The organism is Phytohabitans maris, from assembly GCF_031085175.1.
GTDB lineage: Bacteria > Actinomycetota > Actinomycetes > Mycobacteriales > Micromonosporaceae > Phytohabitans > Phytohabitans maris.
On the sequence record NZ_JAVHUY010000068.1, the window covers coordinates 1 to 16,909 of the forward strand.

A 16,909-nucleotide genomic window follows, 5' to 3' on the forward strand; every position below is an offset into this window, starting at 1 on the left:
GTGGCGGATCCAGCCGAAGCCGTCGCCGCTGGTGTCGTTCGCCCAGAGGGACGGCGACTCCCGGTAGACCCGGTTGAGGTCGCGCAGCAGGCCGGGCGTGCCCTCGCCGGTCAGCGACCAGTCCAGCCCCCGGGCCTCGCTCCACTCCCGCTCGTCGGCCAGCTCGCAGCCCATGAAGAGCAGCTGCTTGCCGGGGAACGCCCACATGTACGCCAGGAACCCGCGCAGCCCGGCCAGCTTCTGCCACCGGTCGCCGGGCATCTTGCCGATCAACGAGCCCTTGCCGTGCACCACCTCGTCGTGGCTGATCGGCAGCAGGAACTGCTCGTCGAAGGCGTACACGGTCGGCCAGGTCAGCTCGTCGTGGTGGAACGTGCGGTGCACCGGGTCGCGGCCGACGTAGCCGAGGGTGTCGTGCATCCAGCCCATGTTCCACTTGAGACCGAAGCCGAGCCCGCCCCAGTCGACCGGCCGGGAGACGCCGGGCCACGCGGTCGACTCCTCGGCGATCATCACCACGCCCGGGTGGTTGCGGTACACCGTGGCGTTCAGCTCGCGGAGCAGGTCGATCGCCTCCAGGTGCTCCCGCCCGCCGTACGCGTTCGGCTCCCACTGGCCGTGGCCGCGCGAGTAGTCGAGGTAGAGCATCGAGGCGACCGCGTCGACCCGCAGGCCGTCGACGTGGAACTCCTCCAGCCAGTACAGCGCGTTGGCGATCAGGAAGTTGCGCACCTCCCACCGGCCGTAGTTGAACACCAGCGAGCCCCAGTCGGGGTGCTCGCCCCGCCGCGGGTCCGGGTGCTCGTAGAGGCAGGTGCCGTCGAACCGGGCCAGCGCCCACTCGTCCTTCGGGAAGTGCGCCGGCACCCAGTCCAGCAGTACGCCGACGCCGGCCTGGTGCAGCCGGTCGACCAGGTAGCGGAACTCGTCCGGCGTCCCGAACCGGGCCGTCGGCGCGTAGTAGCCGGTCACCTGGTAGCCCCACGAGCCGCCGTACGGGTGCTCGGCGACCGGGAGCAGCTCGACGTGCGTGAAGCCGAGGTCGCTCACGTACGCCACGAGCTGGTCGGCGAGCTCCACGTAGGACAGTCCGGGGCGCCAGGAGCCGAGGTGCACCTCGTACACGGACATCGGCCGGGCGTGGTGGTCGGTGCGGCGGGCGGCGACCCAGTCACCGTCGCCCCACTGGTACTCCGAGCGGTCGATCACCGACGCGGTGCGGGGCGGCGCCTCGGTCGCCCGGGCGAGCGGGTCGGCCTTGTCCACCCAGCGGCCGTCGGCGCCGTGGATCCGGTACTTGTACCGGTGGCCGGGCGCGGCGCCGTCGACGTGCCCGGACCACACCCCGCTCGAGCCGAGCCGCTCCAGCGGCACTCCCGACCAGCCGGTGAAGTCGCCGGCCACCTGAACCTCGCGGGCGTTGGGGGCCCAGACCGCGAACCGCGTGCCGGTCCCCTCGACGTGCGCGCCGAGGACCTCCCAGAGCCGCTCGTGCCGGCCCTGGGCGATGAGGAAAAGATCGAAGTCACTGATCCGGGAGAGGGTACTCAGCACGCTCACGCCACCGCCAGGAGGTTGCCCTCGCGGATGTTGATCGCCGGGCGACCCTGGGCCATGCGGGCCTCGGCCTGCGCGGCGTTGAACGCCGGCGCCTGCGCGATCGCCGCGGAGTAGACGGCCGCCGTACGGGCCGCGATCGAGGCCCAGCCGTACCGCTCGTGCACCATCGCGCGGGCCCGGCCGGCCATCGTGCGGGCCTGCTCGGCGTCGGCCAGCAGCGCGCCGACCGCGTCGGCGAGCGCGTCCGGGTCCTTGGCCGGAAACGTCATGCCGTTGAACCCGGGCTGCACGAACTCCGCGAGCCCGCCGGTCGAGGCGACCGCGAGCGGCGCCCCGGCCGCCGCGCCTTCCAGCGCGACCATGCCGAACGGCTCGTAGATGCTCGGCACCGCGAAGCAGTCCGAGGCGGCGATCAGGGCCGGCAGGTCGGTGCCGCCCAGGAACCCCGGGAACGTCACCGTCTGGCCCAGCCCGTGGCGGTGGATGTCCGCCTCGAGCTCCGACTTGTACGGGCCGTCGCCGGCGATCACCAGGCGCAGGCCCGGGTGCCGGTCGCGCAGCTTCGGCAGGCTGGCGATCAGGTCCTGCACGCCCTTCTCGTACACCAGGCGGCCGGCGAACGTGAGCAGCGGGCCGTCACCGGCGAACCGCCGGCGGGCGTTGGCGACCGCCTCGGCCGGCACCTGCCAGCGGTCGGTCTCCACCCCGTTCGCGACCACGTCGAGGCGCTCGGTCGGCAGGTCGAAGAGGCGGTTGACCTCCCACTTCATGTACTCCGAGCAGACCACGACGCGGGCCGCCTCCTGGCCCAGCCACCATTCGACGGAGTGGATGGCCTTGTTCATCTCGTCGGGGAGCCAGCCCTGGTGGCGGCCGGCCTCGGTGGCGTGGATGGTCGCCACGAGCGGCAGGTCCAGGTGCTCCTTGAGGGTGATCGCGGTGTGCGTGACCAGCCAGTCGTGGGCGTGGATCACGTCGTACTCGCCGGACTCGGCGGCGCGCAGGGCGGCCCGGGTCAGCGTGTGGTTGAACGCCATCGTCCAGGCCAGCAGCGAGGGCGTGGCCAGCGGGAAGACCGGCGGGTCCTCGGGGGCGCGGACGATCCGCACGCCCTCGGCGTACTCCTCCAGGGGAGCGCCGGGCGCGTGCCGGGTGACGACGGTGACCTCGTGCCCGGCGGCGGCCAGCGAGGTCGAGAGGTGGTGCACGTGCCGCCCGAGGCCACCCACCAGGACGGGCGGGTACTCCCAGGAGAGCATCAGGATGCGGCGGCGGCCGTCGGGCGCGCCACCACCGCGGTGGGTCGGGGTCTGCGGGAAGGTATGGTTCCGGTCCTGCTGAAGGGTGGGAACTGTCGGGGAGGGACGGTAGGCGCCGTCGGTGGGGTCGACCCGCAGGGTCACACTCATCTCCTAGCTACATCAAAGGGGCGAAAAGCGGCATGAAGGCACGCCAGCCGGCGCCTGTGGCGGCAGTGCGTGATTTTCGTGGTCGAGCGACCACGTATAGGAAAAGGCATCCGTGTTTCGCCCGCATTCCGGGGACGTGTAAAGGTGAGCGACGACACGCCTGACCAGCGCGAAGTGTGTCGCGCCCCACTCCGCAACGTCACAGCCACCTCACCGACCGCACCCGCCACGGGTCAGCGCGGAGCCGCCCGGCGGGCCAGCCTGAGTGGATGCCCCGACCTCCCCGGCGCCCGGACGTACTCGCCGGCAAGATCTTCCTGGCCCGCACCGCGCTGGCGCGGAAGCTGTTGACGCCGAGCGACCTGCGCAGCGCGGCGTGGCGGCCGCTGTTTCGCGGGGTCTACGCGGACGCCTCGCTGGCGATCACCCACCGGCACCGGTGCCTGGCGGTGTCGCGGTACCTCCTGCCGGTCGACGGCGCGGTCGCCGGGCGCTCGGCGGCCGCCCTGTACGGCGCCGGCACCGCGAAGGCCGACGAACCCGTGGAGGTCGTGGTCCCCCGCGAAGCCCGCTTCGGCCCGTTCGGCGGGCTCGACGTGCACACGGCGGTACTCCTCGGCGGGGATGTGCGTGATCTCGACGGAGTTCGGGTGACCACGCCGGTGCGTACCTGCTGGGACCTCGCCCAGTGGCTCGACCTCGTCGAGGCCGTGGTCGTCATCGACCTGCTGCTGCGAGGCCGGCTGTTGACCGTCGCCGACCTGCGGGCGTACGCCGCCCGGCGCCGGGGCGCCCGTGATTGGCGGCGGCTGCTGCGGGCGGCCACGCTCGCCGACCCGGGTGCCGAGTCGCCGCAGGAGAGCCGGTTGCGGGTGCGGCTGGTGCTGGCCGATGTGCCGGTGCCGGTCACCCAGTACGTGATCGAGCGCGATGGCCGGTTCCTGGCCCGGGTGGATCTGGCCTGGCCGGCGCAGAAGGTCGCGGTGGAGTACGACGGGCTGTGGCACGCGGGCCAGGACCAGATCCACCACGACCGCCAACGCCTCAACCGGCTGCTCGGCGCCGACTGGATCGTCCTGCACGTCACGTCCAAACGCCTCCGCGACGACCTCGACGGCGTGGTCGCCGAGCTGAAGGCCGCACTCCGCCGCCGCTCATGATCCACACAAAATCCCTGACTTTGCTGCTTCCGCCCGCCTCCGAGGCAGCAAAGTCAGGGATTTTGCCGCATCCCCGCGTGACCGGAGAGATCGCTGTGACGGGGGTCGCTCTTGATGTGGCTGGGGTGGGCGTGACAGCATGACCGCAAATCAAACTGAACAGTTTGGTTTGGGTGGTCCCTCACCCGGGGGCGCCGCACGGGGGGCGATGGAGGGGTGTCGTGGAGCTCGACTCGCGACGTGCCCAGGCGAAGCGGGAGCAGATCCGCCAGGGCGCCCTCGCCGCGTTCCTCGAGTCCGGTGTCTCCGGCACGAGCATGGACCACGTCGCGGCCTGCGCCGGCGTCTCCAAGCAGACGCTGTACGTGTACTTCCGCAGCAAGGAGGAGCTGCTCGTCGACGTCCTGGGCGGCATCGTCGCCTCCCTCGACGAGCGGGCGCCGCTGCTGGCCGACCGCACCGTGACCGACCGTGAGCACCTGCGGGAGGTGCTCTCCGAGGTGGCCTGGGTGATGGTCAGCCACCTCATGAGCGACGACTACCTGGCCCTGTTCCGCATCTTCATCGCGGAGATGGCCACCACGCCAGGGCTGCTGGCGATCTGGCGGGAGACGGTCCCGGCCCGTTTCCTGGCGCGCGTCGAGGCCGTACTGGAACGGGCCCGGGAGGCGGGTGTGATCCGCGAGGTGGACCTCGACCTCGCGACCCGGCTCTTCATCGGCCCGATGATGACCTTCGTCTTTCTCGACGGGTTGGCCCGTCCGGGCGAGGTCCTCGTTCCGAATCGCAAGCGGCTCGACCAGGTCGTCGAGCTCTACCTGCGTGCTGTGACTTGAGCCCCCGGAGGCCGGCCGACATGTCCTTCAACCTGGACCACTACAAACAGACCGCCACGGCGGTACGGGTCGACGACGTCGACTTCGACGACTTCCGCGACAAGCCTCTCTCCGCCGAGGCCATCCGCGTCCTGCACTACATGACCGACGTCGAGACGCACACCGTCTGCTACCTGCGCGACCTGCTGGTCACCCCCTCCCACCAGAACCCCCGGATCACCGCCTTCCTGACCATGTGGAACTTCGAGGAGTTCTGGCACGGCGACGTGATCGACCGGATCCTCGACGTACACAAGGAGATCAACGGGCTGCCCCGGCACCGCTCGGTGCGGGTGGCGCAGGGCTTCATGGGAAACGTGGTCGCACCGATCACCCAATGCCTCACCGCGGCCGTGCTCGGGGAGGACTTCATCGCCACGCACATGACGTGGGGCGCGGTCAACGAGTGGTCGGCGCACGCCGCCTACGGCAGGTTGATCGAGCTTGAACAGCATGCGACGCTGACGAAGATTCTGCAGCGCATCCAGCAACAGGAGAGCCGACACTTGGCGTTCTACATGTCCGAGGCCCGCGAGCGGCTGGAACGCAGCCGCAAGGCCCAGCGGATCACCCGCTTCGCGCTGCGACGGTTCTGGGCCCCGGTCGGCTCTACGATCACGCCGAAGTCCGAGACCCGGTTCGTCCTCAACCACCTGCTCGGCGGCGAAGGGGGCAACAAGATGGTGAAGATGCTCGACTCCAAGGTCGACAAGCTCCCCGGCCAGGAAGGGCTGAGCCTGGTCACCAAGGCGGTGCGCGCGTTCGGCGTAAGGGTCGCCACGGCATGAGCGGGAGTCCCGAGGCTACGAGCCCGGACCACGACGGCGACGGAGCGCCGAGGGACGGAGCGCGGCAGGCACAGCCTGGGCATCTGCGGGGGAAGCACATCCTGCTGACCGGAGGGACCGGGTTTCTCGGTCAGGCGCTGCTGGAAAAGCTGCTCTCGAGCTACCCGGAGACGCGGGTGACGCTGCTGATCCGCCGGCGCGGCAGCTCGTCCGGCGCCGACCGGCTGGCCACGCTGCTCAAGCGGCCGGTCTTCGCCAAGTGGCGGGAGGCGGTCGGGCCGGAGCGGGCGGCGGCCGTCGTCGCCGAGCGGGTGAGCGTCGTAGACGCCGAGCTGGGCAGCACCGAGGTGAGCCTGCCCGGCGACGTCGACGCGGTGATCCACGCGGCCTCGACGGTCTCGTTCGACCCGCCGATCGACGACGCGTTCCGCACCAACGTGCAGGGCGTGATCGACCTCTACGAGGCGGTCAAGGCCGCCGCGAAAGACAACAAGCCGCACGTCGTGCACGTCTCCACGGCCTACGTGGCGGGAGCGCGCAAGGGCGTCGTACCCGAGCGGTCGCTGGACCACGACGCGGACTGGCGGATCGAGCTGGCCGCGTCCCGCGCGGCCCGGGAGAGCGTGGAGTGGGACTCGCGGCGCCCCGCGGTGCTCAAGCGGGCCATCGCGGACGCCCGCAAAGACCATGGAAAGTCCGGGCCGCGGAGCACCTCGACCGCCGCCGAACGGCGCCGGGTCGAGTGGGTGGAGAAACAGCTCGTCGAGTACGGGCGGCTGCGCGCGCAGAGCGTCGGCTGGCCGGACGTGTACACGTTCACGAAGGCGCTCGGCGAGCGGGTGGCCGAGCAGATGCTGACCGGCGTGATGCCGCTGTCGGTGGTGCGGCCGGCCATCGTGGAGAGCGCGCTGCGCTACCCGTTCCCCGGCTGGATCGACGGCTTCAAGATGGCCGACCCGCTGATCCTGGCGTTCGGGCGGGGGATCCTGCCGGAGTTCCCCGGCCTGCCGGACGGCGTGCTCGACGTGATCCCGGTCGACATCGTGGTCAACGCGACGCTCGCGGTCGCGGCCGCTCCCCCGCCGGTCGACGAGCCGGCGTACTTCCACGTCGGCTCGGGCGCCCGCAACCCGCTGACGTTCCGGGCCATGTACGACAGCGTGAAGGAGTACTTCACCGACCACCCGATGCCGGACGGCGGGCGCGGGCAGATCAAGGTGCCGGAGTGGACGTTCCCCGGCGCGCGGCGGGTGGAGCGGCAGCTGCGCACCGGCGAGCGGGTGCTGTCGGTGGCGCAGAAGGCGCTGCTCTCCGCGCCCGCCAACAAGCGCACCCGGCGCTGGCAGGACGACCTGACCCGGCAGCAGGACCAGCTCGACTTCCTGCGCAAGTACGCCGACCTGTACGGCGTCTACACCGAGGCGGAGGTCATCTACACCGACACCAAGCTGCTCGCCCTGCACCGCGCGCTCCCCGCCGAGCGGGCCGAGGAGCACGGCTTCGACGCCGGCGTCATCGACTGGCACCACTACCTCCAGGAGGTGCACTACCCGGCGATCACCGCCACGATGCGCCGGGCGACCACCGGGCGGCGCAGCAGCAGCAACGCGCTCCCGCCGCTCAAGCGCTCGCCCAACGGCGGCGACGTCGTGGCGGTCTTCGACCTGGAGGGGACGCTCGTCGCGTCCAACGTGATCGAGACGTACCTGCTGGCCCGCCTCTGCGACCTGCCCCGGTCGGGCTGGCCGGGCGAGCTGGCCGACCTGGTCCGCAAGCTGCCCCGCTACCTGGCGGCGGAGCGGCGCGACCGGGGCGAGTTCCTGCGCACGTTCATGCGGCGGTACGCCGGCGCGGACGAGGCCGGCCTGGCCCGGATCGTGCACGAGCGGCTCGGCGACGCGCTGCTGCGCCGCTCCCACCCCGAGGCGATCCGCCAGGTGCGCAAGCACCGCACGGCCGGGCACCGCACGATCCTCATCACCGGCACCGTCGACGTGCTCGTCCAGCCGATCGCCGGGCTCTTCGACGAGGTGGTGGCGAGCCGGCTGCACATGCGCGACGGGCGCTACTCCGGCTTCCTGGAGGCGCCCCCGCTGGTCGGCGAGGCCCGCGCGGCCTGGCTGCGCCGGTACGCGGAGCACGCCGGCGCCGACCTGCCGGCCAGCTACGCGTACGGCGACAGCTACTCGGACCGGCCGCTGCTGGAGGCGGTCGGCCACCCGGTGGCGGTCAACCCCGACCCGCACCTGTACCGGCACGCCAAGTCCCGCCGCTGGGCGGTGGCGCAGTGGAAGGCGTACACCCTGCCGGCCAGCGACGCGTTCCTGGAGACAGTGCCGTGAACCTCAACCTGGAGTACCACCGTTCGCCGATCCGGTACGTCGCCTCGCGGACCGCGACCGGCACGATCGCGACCGGCCGCGCCGCCGGCTGGTGGGCGGCGAACATGTCACCGGTCCGGCTGGTCAACCGGCCCGACCCGCGGCCGCCGGGGCCCGGCTGGACCCGGGTCAAGCCGCTGCTCTCCGGCATCTGCGGCTCCGACCTGGGGCTGCTGACGGGCCGCAACTCGCCGTACCTGAGCGCCTTGATCTCGTTGCCCTTCACCCCCGGGCACGAGGTGGTCGGCGAGACGCTGGACCCGCTGCCCGACCTGCCGAAGGGCAGCCGCGTCGTGCTCGACCCGGTGCTCGGCTGCGTCCCCCGCGACGTCAAGCTCTGCCCGGGGTGCGCGGCCGACCAGCACAGCCGCTGCGACCACATCACCTCCGGCACGGTCTCGGCCGCGCTGCAGACCGGTTTCTGCGCGGACACCGGCGGCGGCTGGAGCCGGATGTTCGTGGCGCACGGCAGCCAGCTGCACAAGGTGCCGGACGAGCTCGACGACGAGCGGGCGGTCCTGGTCGAGCCGCTCGCCTGCGCGATCCACTCGGTGCGCCGCGTCCCGATCCCGGACGGCGCGAGCGTGCTCGTGGTCGGCGCCGGCACGGTCGGGCTCTTCACCACGCTCGCGCTGCGCGAGTACACGAAGGCCGGCCCGATCTACGTGATCGCCCGGTACGGCCACCAGCGCGAGCGGGCCCGCGAGATGGGCGCCACGGAGGTGCTCTCCTCCGACCGGGCGGCCCGGGCGCTGCGCCGCGCGACCGGCGGCTTCCTGGCCCGGCCCGAGCAGGGCGCCGAGTTCCTGCTCGGCGGCACCGACGTCGCGTTCGACTGCACGTCCGGGTCCGGTCTGGACACCGCGCTGCGGGTGGTCCGGGCCGGCGGTACCGTGCTGTTGTCGGGAATGCCCAACGCCAGCGTGGACCTCACGCCGGCCTGGTTTCGGGAGCTCAGCATCGTCGGGGCGTACGCCTCCGGCGGCCATGACTTCCAGGACGCGATGGCGCTCGCGAAGTCCGCGCCGCTGACCGGCTACGTCGACGCGGTCTACCCGCTCTCGCGCTGGCGGGACGCGATCGGCCACGCCAGCTCCTCGGGGCGGCTCGGCTCGATCAAGGTGGCGTTCGACCCGACCAAGGACCAATAGGGGGACCCTCGTGAGCGAGCGAAGCGAGCGAACCATCAAACTCAGTGAGCAGACCGTCGCACGGCCCGAAGCTTGTGAGGAGTCAGCGTGAGCAGGCCCGGTTTTGTTCTCGAAGTCGACGAACGGACTCCGGCGCTTCTGATGCACGAAGGTGAGGGGTTCCGCCTGGAGAAGCTGCCGCTCGGCAGCCGGGTGATCTACCCGCCGGAGTCGCTGCCTGGGCTCCGCGACGTCGACGGCGAGATCCGGCGCGCGCTGGACAACCCGCTCGGCCGCGAACCGCTGCGCGAGCTGCTCTACCCGGGCATGCGGCTGACGATCGTCTTCGACGACCTCTCCATCCCGCTGCCGCCGATGCGCACCCCGGACATCCGCCAGCGGGTGATCGAGCAGGTGCTGGAGCTGGCCGCGGCCAAGGGCGTCGACGACGTGGAGCTGATCGCCGGCAACGCGCTGCACCGCCGGATGACGCCGGCCGAGCTGAAGCGGACGGTCGGCGAGCGGGTGTACCGCTCGTTCTTCCCCCGCCACCTGCGCAACCACGACGCCGAGGACCGGGCCAACCTCACCGAGATCGGCCAGACCCGGCACGGCGAGGTGGTCGAGATCAACCGCCGTGCGGCGGAGAGCGACCTCATCGTGTACGTCAACGTGTCGCTGACCGCGATGAGCGGCGGGCCGAAGTCGGTGTCGGTGGGGCTCGCCTCCTACCGCAGCCTCAAGCACCACCACAACGTGCACACGCTGCGGCACTCGCGCTCGTTCAACGACCCGCCCAACTCGGCCATGCACCACTCGTACGACCGGATGGCCGGCCTTCTCGGCGACAGCCTCAAGATCTTCCAGATCGAGACGACGCTCAACAACGACACGTTCCCGACCCAGCTCGGCTTCCTCAACAAGCGCGAGTGGGAGTGGACGCTCAAGGACCAGGCCGCCTACCTGGCCGTCAAGCGGGCCAACGACCTCGCCCCGCCCAAGCGGCGCCGGCAGATCTGGCACAAGACCGCCTCGCCGTACGGCATCACGTCGGTCACCGCGGGCGACCCGATCCAGGTGCACGAGGTGACCCTGCGCAACGTGCTGCGGCAGCAGCTGACCGAAGTGGACGGTCCGGCTGACATCGGCATCTGGGGCCTGCCGTACATCTGCCCGTACAACGTCAACTCGATCATGAACCCGATCCTGGTGATGTCGCTCGGGCTCGGCTACTTCTTCAACCTGTACCGCAACCAGCCGATCGTCCGCCCCGGCGGCGTGGCGATCTACTACCACCCGGTGCGCAACGAGTTCCACCCGGTGCACCACCCGAGCTACATCGACTTCTTCGAAGAGGTGCTCGCCGAGACCACCGACCCGGTGGCGATCGAGACGAAGTTCGAGGAGCAGTTCGCCACCGACCCGTGGTACACCCACCTGTACCGCAACAGCTACGCGTACCACGGCGTGCACCCGCTCTACATGTGGTACTGGGGCGCGCACGCGCTGGAGCACCTCGGCGAGGTCATCTTCGTCGGCGGCGACCGCAAGACCACGGCGCGCATGGGCTTCCGCTCGGCGTCCACACTGGACGACGCGCTGGAGATGGCGCGGGAACGGGTGGGCGGCTCGCCGACCATCAACTACCAGCACGCCCCGCCGCTGACGATGGCGGACGTACGGTGAGGGGGCTTTGCTCGTGAGCCTGCGCAAGGACATCAAGGCGCTCACCGGCGGCCGGGACTGGCGCGGGCGCTCGCGTACGCCCCGCTCGGCGGTCGCGCACGAGCCGCCGGAGCCGCCCCGCGAGTTCCCCACCGGCTGGGCCCGTACCCAGGCGGCCCAGGTCGCCCGGCGGGCGCTCCAGCGCGGCGTGCTGACGCCGCTGACCTGGAGCCAGACCCGCCCGGAGATCCAGGGACGCGACCGGCTGGCCGGGCTCAAGGGGCCGGTGGTGTTCGTGGCCAACCACAGCAGCCACCTGGACACCCCGCTGATCCTCGGCTCGCTCCCCCGCCACCTGGGCGAGCGGATCGCGGTCGGCGCGGCGGCCGACTACTTCTTCGACGCCCGGCTGCGCGCGGTCGTGACGGCACTGGTGTTCAACGCGTTCCCGGTCGAGCGGCACCGCTCGCGGCGGCTGCGCAGCCTGGCCCCGATGCTGCTGGCCCGCGGCTGGAGCCTGCTGCTCTTCCCGGAGGGGACCCGCAGCGAGGACGGCTGGATGTCCCCGCTGCGGCTGGGCGCGGCCCACCTCTGCGTGACCCAGGGCGTGCCGATGGTGCCGATCGGGCTGCGCGGCACGTACGCCGCCATGCCCCGGGGCCGCAACTGGCCGGTCCGCGGGCGAGCCCGCGTGGTCGTCCGGTACGGCACGCCGCTGCACCCGCAGGCCGGCGAGGGCGCCCGCGCGTTCAACGCCCGGATGGCCGACTCGATCGCCCAGCTCTGGGCCGAGGAGGAGCTGGGCTGGTACGGCTCGCTGCGCGCCCAGGCCAAGGGCGAGCTGGCGCTCCCGACCGGCCAGCGGTTTCCGGCCGGCTCGTGGCGCCGCACCTGGGAGTCCACCCGCCCGCTCGGCGCCCAGGCCCCACGCCCCGCCTGGGACGACTGAGGCCGGGGATCCCGGGGCCCCATCCGCCGCGGGGATCGCTCTCAGCGGGTCAGGAGCTGGGCGGTCCGCGCGGCCTGGGGCGTGCGGAGCCGCACCTCGACGCGGCCGGAGCGGGACGGGTTGGTGGTGCCGGCGTCGTAGGCGAAGCAGACCCGGTCGGGGCGGTCGGCGCGGATCTCGATCGTGGCCCGCACCGGGTGGTCGAGCGGCACGTCGATGTGCTTGAAGCGGCCGGCCCAGACCACGAGGCGGTTGGCGCCGACGGCGACCGAGCCGGCCACGGCTTCCTTGCGCCAGGAGCTGTACTCGCCGGGCGCCCGGTACCGGCGGTAGGTGACCGACCCGGTCAGCCCTTCCTCGATCAGCACGACGTCACTCGCGGCGAGCTCGGCCCGGATCCGGTCGGGCAGCCGGCCCGAGCCGAGGAGCACGCGCAGGAACGGGTTCACAGCCCGGAACGGTAGCGACTCCGAGCTACACCTCGATGGCGCCGCCGATGGCGCGGAGGTGGTCGCGGAGTGTCCAGCCGGGCTCCTTCGCGCGCCGGGCCAGGAAGTCGGCGAACCGCAGCTGGTCCCGCAGCGTCTCGCCGGCGCGGATGCGGTCGGCCTGGCGGCGTTCGGTGTCGCGGATCGTCTCCGCGAGGTCGAGCACCTCGGCGGCGCGCGCGGAAGGTACGAACAGCACCCCGTCGTCGTCACCGAAGACCAGGTCGTCGCGGGTGACCGTCCACTCGCCGACGCGCGCGGAGTCCAGGGCGTCCGCCGGTCGGGGGTCCAGGCGGAGCGGGCCGGTGGGGAGGGAGCCCAGGCTGAACAGCGGCAGGCCGATCTCGCGTACGTCGGCGGTGTCGCGGTGCAGGCCCCAGATGACCACGCCGCCGAGTCCGGCCGCCTTCGCCTCCAGGACGGCGAGGTCGCCGACGCAGCTCTCGTCGACGCGGCCGCCGTTGTCGACGACCAGGACGTCGCCCGGCTCGGCCAGCTCGTACGCCTCCAGGAAGACGTCGACGCTGCCGGCGTGCCGGGCCGGGGCGATCCGACCGGCCACGCGGTCGCCGGATGCGGCACGGAGTCCGGCGGGGGCGCAGCGGACCGGTACCCCGGCGCGGATGCAGCCGTCCGCGACGTGGGCGGTGGTCAGGGCGGCGAAGCGGTCCGGGGCGGGCATCAGAGGTCCTTCTCAAACCAGTGGTGCGCGTACGGCTCGTCGTTGAACGCGGGCACCTCGCGGTAGCCGGCGGACCGGTACAGGGCGATCGCCTCGGTCAGCGACTTGTTGGTCTCCAGGCGCAGCGTGCGCACCTCGCGGGCGGCGGCGGTCGCCTCCAGCTCGGCGAGCAGGCGGCGGCCCAGGCCCAGGCCGCGCACGGAGGGCGCGACCCACATCCGCTTCACCGCGGCCCAGGAGCCGTGGAAACGCAGCGCGCCGCACCCGACCGGCTCGGCGTGGAGGGTCGCCACCAGCATCAGCGCCCCCTCGGCCGGGATGCTGCGGGCGGGGTCGAAGCCGCCGTCGAAGCGGGTGGCCAGCTCCGCCACGTACGCGTCGAGGCAGGCGCGGGCCTCCGGCGCACCCGGGTCGACCGGCGCGACCCGGACCATCGAGGCGACCAGCAGGCGCTCCACCTCGCCCATCGCCGCCACCAGGCGCCCGCGCTGGCTCTCGTCCAGCCTGGCGAGGATGTCGGTGGCGAGGTCGTCGGAGCGGCGGTCCAGCTCGTCCCGTTCCGCGGCTCCGGCCGGGGTGAGGCGGGCCGTGCGGACCCGGCCGTCCGCCGCGGCGCTCACCTCGACCAGGCCGTCGGCGCGGAGGGCGGAGAGCAGGCGGCTCAGGTAGCCGGAGTCGAGGTCGAGCCGGGCGCGGAGCGCGCGGACCTCGCTCCCCTCGTCGCCGATCTCCCACAGCACCCGGCACTGGCCGAGCGGGCGGCCGCGGGCCAGGTAGGCGTCGTCGAGGGCGCCGATCCGCTGCGTGACGGTGCGGTTGAAGCGCCGCACCCGCTCCACCTGCGTCAGAGGCATTCTCTGACCTTAGTCAGAGGACTCCCGCTGCGCCAGGCGTGGAGCCGGAATGGCCGGACGCCGGCGGCGCAGCCACCACCACTCGCCCAGCACGGCCAGCAGGAGGCCGGCGATGGCGAGGACGGTCACCCAGCGGCCCAGGTCGTGCCCGCGCGGCGCGTAGCTGAACCGCACCGTGTGCTCCCCCGCCGGCACCGCCACCGCGGCCAGGCCGTGGTCGGCGCGGACCAGGTCGGCCCGCTTTCCGTCGACCGTGACCTGCCAGGTCGGCTGGATCGCGTCGGCGAGCACCACGTACCCGGCGCCCGCCGCGTCGACCGCCACCTCCATGTCGTCGAAGCCGTCCTGCACCCACCGCACCTCGGCGGGCGCGCCGGCGGCGGCCGGGCCGGCCCGGTCGAGCAGCACCTCGTCCGGGGCGACGGTGCCGGCGGCGAGGCGTTCGAGGCGGCGTTCGGCGGAGGGCTCGACGGTGGCCCGCGACGCCCACCGCACCCGGGGAAGCGCGCGGGTGCGCTCGTAGATCACCGCCGCGTCGTCGTACACGAGGCGGAGCCCGTCGTCGGCCGGGGCCACGACGGAGAGCGCCGGCTTCCCGGCGCGGCCCGCCACCGCGAGCGCCGGGCCGTCACGGAGGGTGATCTCCGCGGTGAGCGGACCCCGCGCCGCCTCCGCGGCCAGCGGGACGTAGAAGGGCTTGCCCGCGGCGATGCCGCGGTCGTAGCGCTCGGCCTCCGCGACGACAGCGCCGGCTCCGTCCTTCAGGACAATCCCGATCCGGGTACGGCGGGTCTGGCTGATGCCGTCCGTGACGGGTGTGACGGCGACGGCGCGCAGTGGACCGCCGCCCGGCACCGCGACGCTGACCGTCTGCCCGGGGCGGAGCGACGCGCTGCTGCCGTCACCCGCGTCCACCCGCTGCGGGCCGAACGGCACCCGCTCCGGCGGCGTCACGTAGTGGGTCACGCTCAGCAGGTCGAGGATCGGGCTGGTCGGCGGCGCACCGTCGAGCGGCTCGGTACGCAGGTAGGTGGCCGGCTTGGGCGGCGGGCTGAACTGCCGCCCCGGCATCGCCTCCAGCAGCTCGCCGAAGCGTTCGTCCACAAAGGAGTGCCCGTGCAGCGCGCGCAGCCGGTGCTGCGTGTGGATGCCGCCGAACAGCGCGTTGTTGCTGCCGAACCAGCGCTCGTGGTCCAGGTGCTGCGCCAGGTACGTGTGGACGCCGGTGACCGGGTAGAAGTTCTCCCGCTCGGTGCGGGGGTAGTACGGCCGTACCCAGATGAGGGCCTGGACCGCGACGAGCACGGGGATGAGCGCGGCGACCGCCACCCGGAACGTCGCGTGTCTCGGCCCCCACCACAGCAGCAGGGCGCAGGCCAGGGCGACCGCGACGAAGGCCAGCCCTTGGAGCATCTCGGCGTTGAGCTTGGCGACGTAGTGGCCGCCGAGGAACGACACGCGGTGCTGGGCGGCCGTGTTGGCGAAGTCGCGCCCGATCAGGTACGCGGCCGCGCCGCCCGCCGCGACGACCGCCCAGACCGCCACCGCGTAGAGCTTGCGGGCGGGCGAGGTGGCCTCGCGGCGGCGGCGCAGCAGCACCTCGAAGCCGGCCGCGGCGAGCACCGCCACGAGGAAGCCGAGGATGCTGCGGGCCCGCTCGACGGAGTTGTCGGAGAAGAGGTACGGCAGCTTCTGCAGGAGCGCGAGCAGCGGCCCGCCGCTGTAGATCACGACGCCCCACAGCAGCGTCGCGGCGACGAAGAACGCCCAGGTGGCCCGGGGCAGTACCGCCCGGCCGGAGCGGGCCAGCGCGACCGCGACGACGGCGAGCACGAGGACGGCCGCGCCGACGTACGAGACCTCCTCCAGGAAGATCCGCACGTGGTAGTAGTTGGGCGGGTTGGCCGGGTCGGTGGTGCCGAACGCGTACGGCGCGACGGTGGTCAGCAGCAGCTCGAACGGGATGTGCAGGTCGGCCGTCTGCTCCCGCCCGCGGACCAGCACGGTCGACATCACGCTGGCCCAGGGCACGAGCTGGGCCGCGACGAGCGCGACGCCGGCGAGCACACCGCCGGCGGCGAGGCAGAGCGTGCCGGCAATCCGGCGGAAGGCGCCCGGATTCTCCGCCGCGGCGCGTACGGCCACGTAGCAGGCGCCGGTGAGCAGCGCGTACCCGGTGACGGACGGGAAGCCGCCGAGCAGCAGCGCGGCCACGACGAGCGCGAGGAGGGCGAGGTCGCGGACGCGGCGATGTCGCACGATCCGTTCCAGGGCCCAGAAGAGCGCCGGGATGAACGCGGCGACCCGCGACTGCGGCCAGTTCGTCCAGACCACCATGAACGCGCTCGTGGCGTAGGCGAGGCCGCCGAGCAGCGCCGCCGCCCGGCCGAGGCGGAGCAGCCGCAGGAAGAGGTACGCCCCGCCGACGGCCACGATGATCTCGAGCAGCTTGACGAACGCGGGCGCCAGCCACGCCGGCAGGAACCAGAACGGCAGCGCCACCGGCGAGGCGAGCCCAGGATTGGGGGTACCGCCCAGCGGGGTGCCGCCCAGCACGTACGGGTTCCAGGACGGGTACTCCCCGTCACGGATCGCGTCGCCGAAGAGCCCGGCGCTCGGGATCGCGCTGTCGACCGTGTCGCCCAGGTCGAGGGTCTGCTGCCCGATGCCGCGAAACTGCGTGTCCGTGTACGGGCTGACGTGGTTGAGCAGGCCGGTCTCGACGAGTGAGGTGCGCCCCCAGAGCGGCGAGCCGATCCCGAGCACGGCGAACGCGGCGATCGCGATCACGACCGCGCAGACGACCGGGTCGGGAAGGCGCCGCCACCAGCGCGCCGGTCGATCCGGCGGTGGCGCGGCGGTGGTGGAATCGGAGCGCTCGACGGCGCCGATCGTGCTCGTGGCCATTTAGCCCGGCACGCTATCACGCCCCGCCCGGTCGCCCGGTCCCGCCGCGCGTCGGGGGTTC

At 72.7% G+C, this 16,909-nt stretch carries 13 protein-coding genes; 7 read left to right on the top strand and 6 right to left on the bottom strand.

Features of this window, described 5'->3' with window-relative positions; translation table 11 throughout:
- On the bottom strand, nt 1-1,560 hold a 1,560-nt coding region (glgB, locus tag RB614_RS41630), incomplete at its 3' end, for a 1,4-alpha-glucan branching protein GlgB (protein ID WP_308718242.1).
- A complete protein-coding gene (locus RB614_RS41635) occupies nt 1,557-2,969 on the bottom strand; it encodes a glycosyltransferase family 4 protein (protein ID WP_428983139.1) in 1,413 nt (470 codons plus the stop codon). The genes RB614_RS41635 and glgB, both read right to left, overlap by 4 nt.
- 269 nt (nt 2,970-3,238) lie before the next feature.
- On the opposite strand from RB614_RS41635, the gene RB614_RS41640 reads away from it, so the two are divergent.
- The 7 genes from RB614_RS41640 to RB614_RS41670 all read left to right on the top strand — a co-directional run bounded on the left by RB614_RS41640 (nt 3,239) and on the right by RB614_RS41670 (nt 11,917).
- Complete coding sequence (locus RB614_RS41640; protein ID WP_308716130.1) at nt 3,239-4,129, top strand: endonuclease domain-containing protein; 891 nt, start codon at nt 3,239-3,241, stop codon at nt 4,127-4,129.
- A gap of 221 nt (nt 4,130-4,350) precedes the next feature.
- On the top strand, nt 4,351-4,965 hold the full coding sequence (locus tag RB614_RS41645) for a TetR/AcrR family transcriptional regulator (RefSeq protein ID WP_308718243.1): 615 nt from the start codon (nt 4,351-4,353) through the stop codon (nt 4,963-4,965).
- Nucleotides 4,966-4,985: 20 nt separating this feature from the next.
- Nucleotides 4,986-5,792, top strand: a complete 807-nt coding sequence (locus RB614_RS41650; RefSeq protein ID WP_308718244.1) for a hypothetical protein — start codon at nt 4,986-4,988, stop codon at nt 5,790-5,792.
- Nucleotides 5,789-8,134 (top strand): HAD-IB family hydrolase, encoded by a 2,346-nt coding sequence (locus RB614_RS41655; protein WP_308718245.1) that lies wholly within the window; start codon nt 5,789-5,791, stop codon nt 8,132-8,134. Before RB614_RS41650 ends, RB614_RS41655 begins: the two co-directional genes overlap by 4 nt.
- Nucleotides 8,131-9,324, top strand: a complete 1,194-nt coding sequence (locus tag RB614_RS41660) for a zinc-dependent alcohol dehydrogenase (protein ID WP_308718246.1) — start codon at nt 8,131-8,133, stop codon at nt 9,322-9,324. Before RB614_RS41655 ends, RB614_RS41660 begins: the two co-directional genes overlap by 4 nt.
- An 87-nt stretch (nt 9,325-9,411) precedes the next feature.
- The gene (gene larAH, locus RB614_RS41665; RefSeq protein ID WP_487379844.1) at nt 9,412-10,989 is read left to right on the top strand and encodes an NPN-dependent hydroxyacid isomerase, LarAH14/15/16 family; all 1,578 of its coding nucleotides are present in this window, start codon (nt 9,412-9,414) and stop codon (nt 10,987-10,989) included.
- Between the two features lie 13 nt (nt 10,990-11,002).
- Entirely contained in the window at nt 11,003-11,917 is a 915-nt protein-coding gene (locus tag RB614_RS41670; protein WP_308718248.1) for a lysophospholipid acyltransferase family protein, read from the top strand.
- Nucleotides 11,918-11,958: 41 nt separating this feature from the next.
- On the opposite strand, the gene RB614_RS41675 is transcribed toward RB614_RS41670, so the two are convergent.
- Genes RB614_RS41675 through RB614_RS41690 form a run of 4 tightly spaced genes read right to left on the bottom strand, consistent with a single transcriptional unit; the run spans nt 11,959 to nt 16,848 of the window.
- Nucleotides 11,959-12,366 (bottom strand): hypothetical protein, encoded by a 408-nt coding sequence (locus RB614_RS41675; RefSeq protein WP_308718249.1) that lies wholly within the window; start codon nt 12,364-12,366, stop codon nt 11,959-11,961.
- A gap of 25 nt (nt 12,367-12,391) precedes the next feature.
- The gene (locus tag RB614_RS41680; RefSeq protein ID WP_308718250.1) at nt 12,392-13,087 is read right to left on the bottom strand and encodes an RraA family protein; all 696 of its coding nucleotides are present in this window, start codon (nt 13,085-13,087) and stop codon (nt 12,392-12,394) included.
- On the bottom strand, nt 13,087-13,941 hold the full coding sequence (locus RB614_RS41685; RefSeq protein WP_308718251.1) for a GNAT family N-acetyltransferase: 855 nt from the start codon (nt 13,939-13,941) through the stop codon (nt 13,087-13,089). Before RB614_RS41685 ends, RB614_RS41680 begins: the two co-directional genes overlap by 1 nt.
- Nucleotides 13,942-13,950: 9 nt before the next feature.
- Nucleotides 13,951-16,848, bottom strand: coding sequence for a YfhO family protein (locus tag RB614_RS41690; protein ID WP_308718252.1), 2,898 nt, complete (start codon nt 16,846-16,848; stop codon nt 13,951-13,953).
- Between the last annotated feature and the right edge of the window lie 61 nt (nt 16,849-16,909).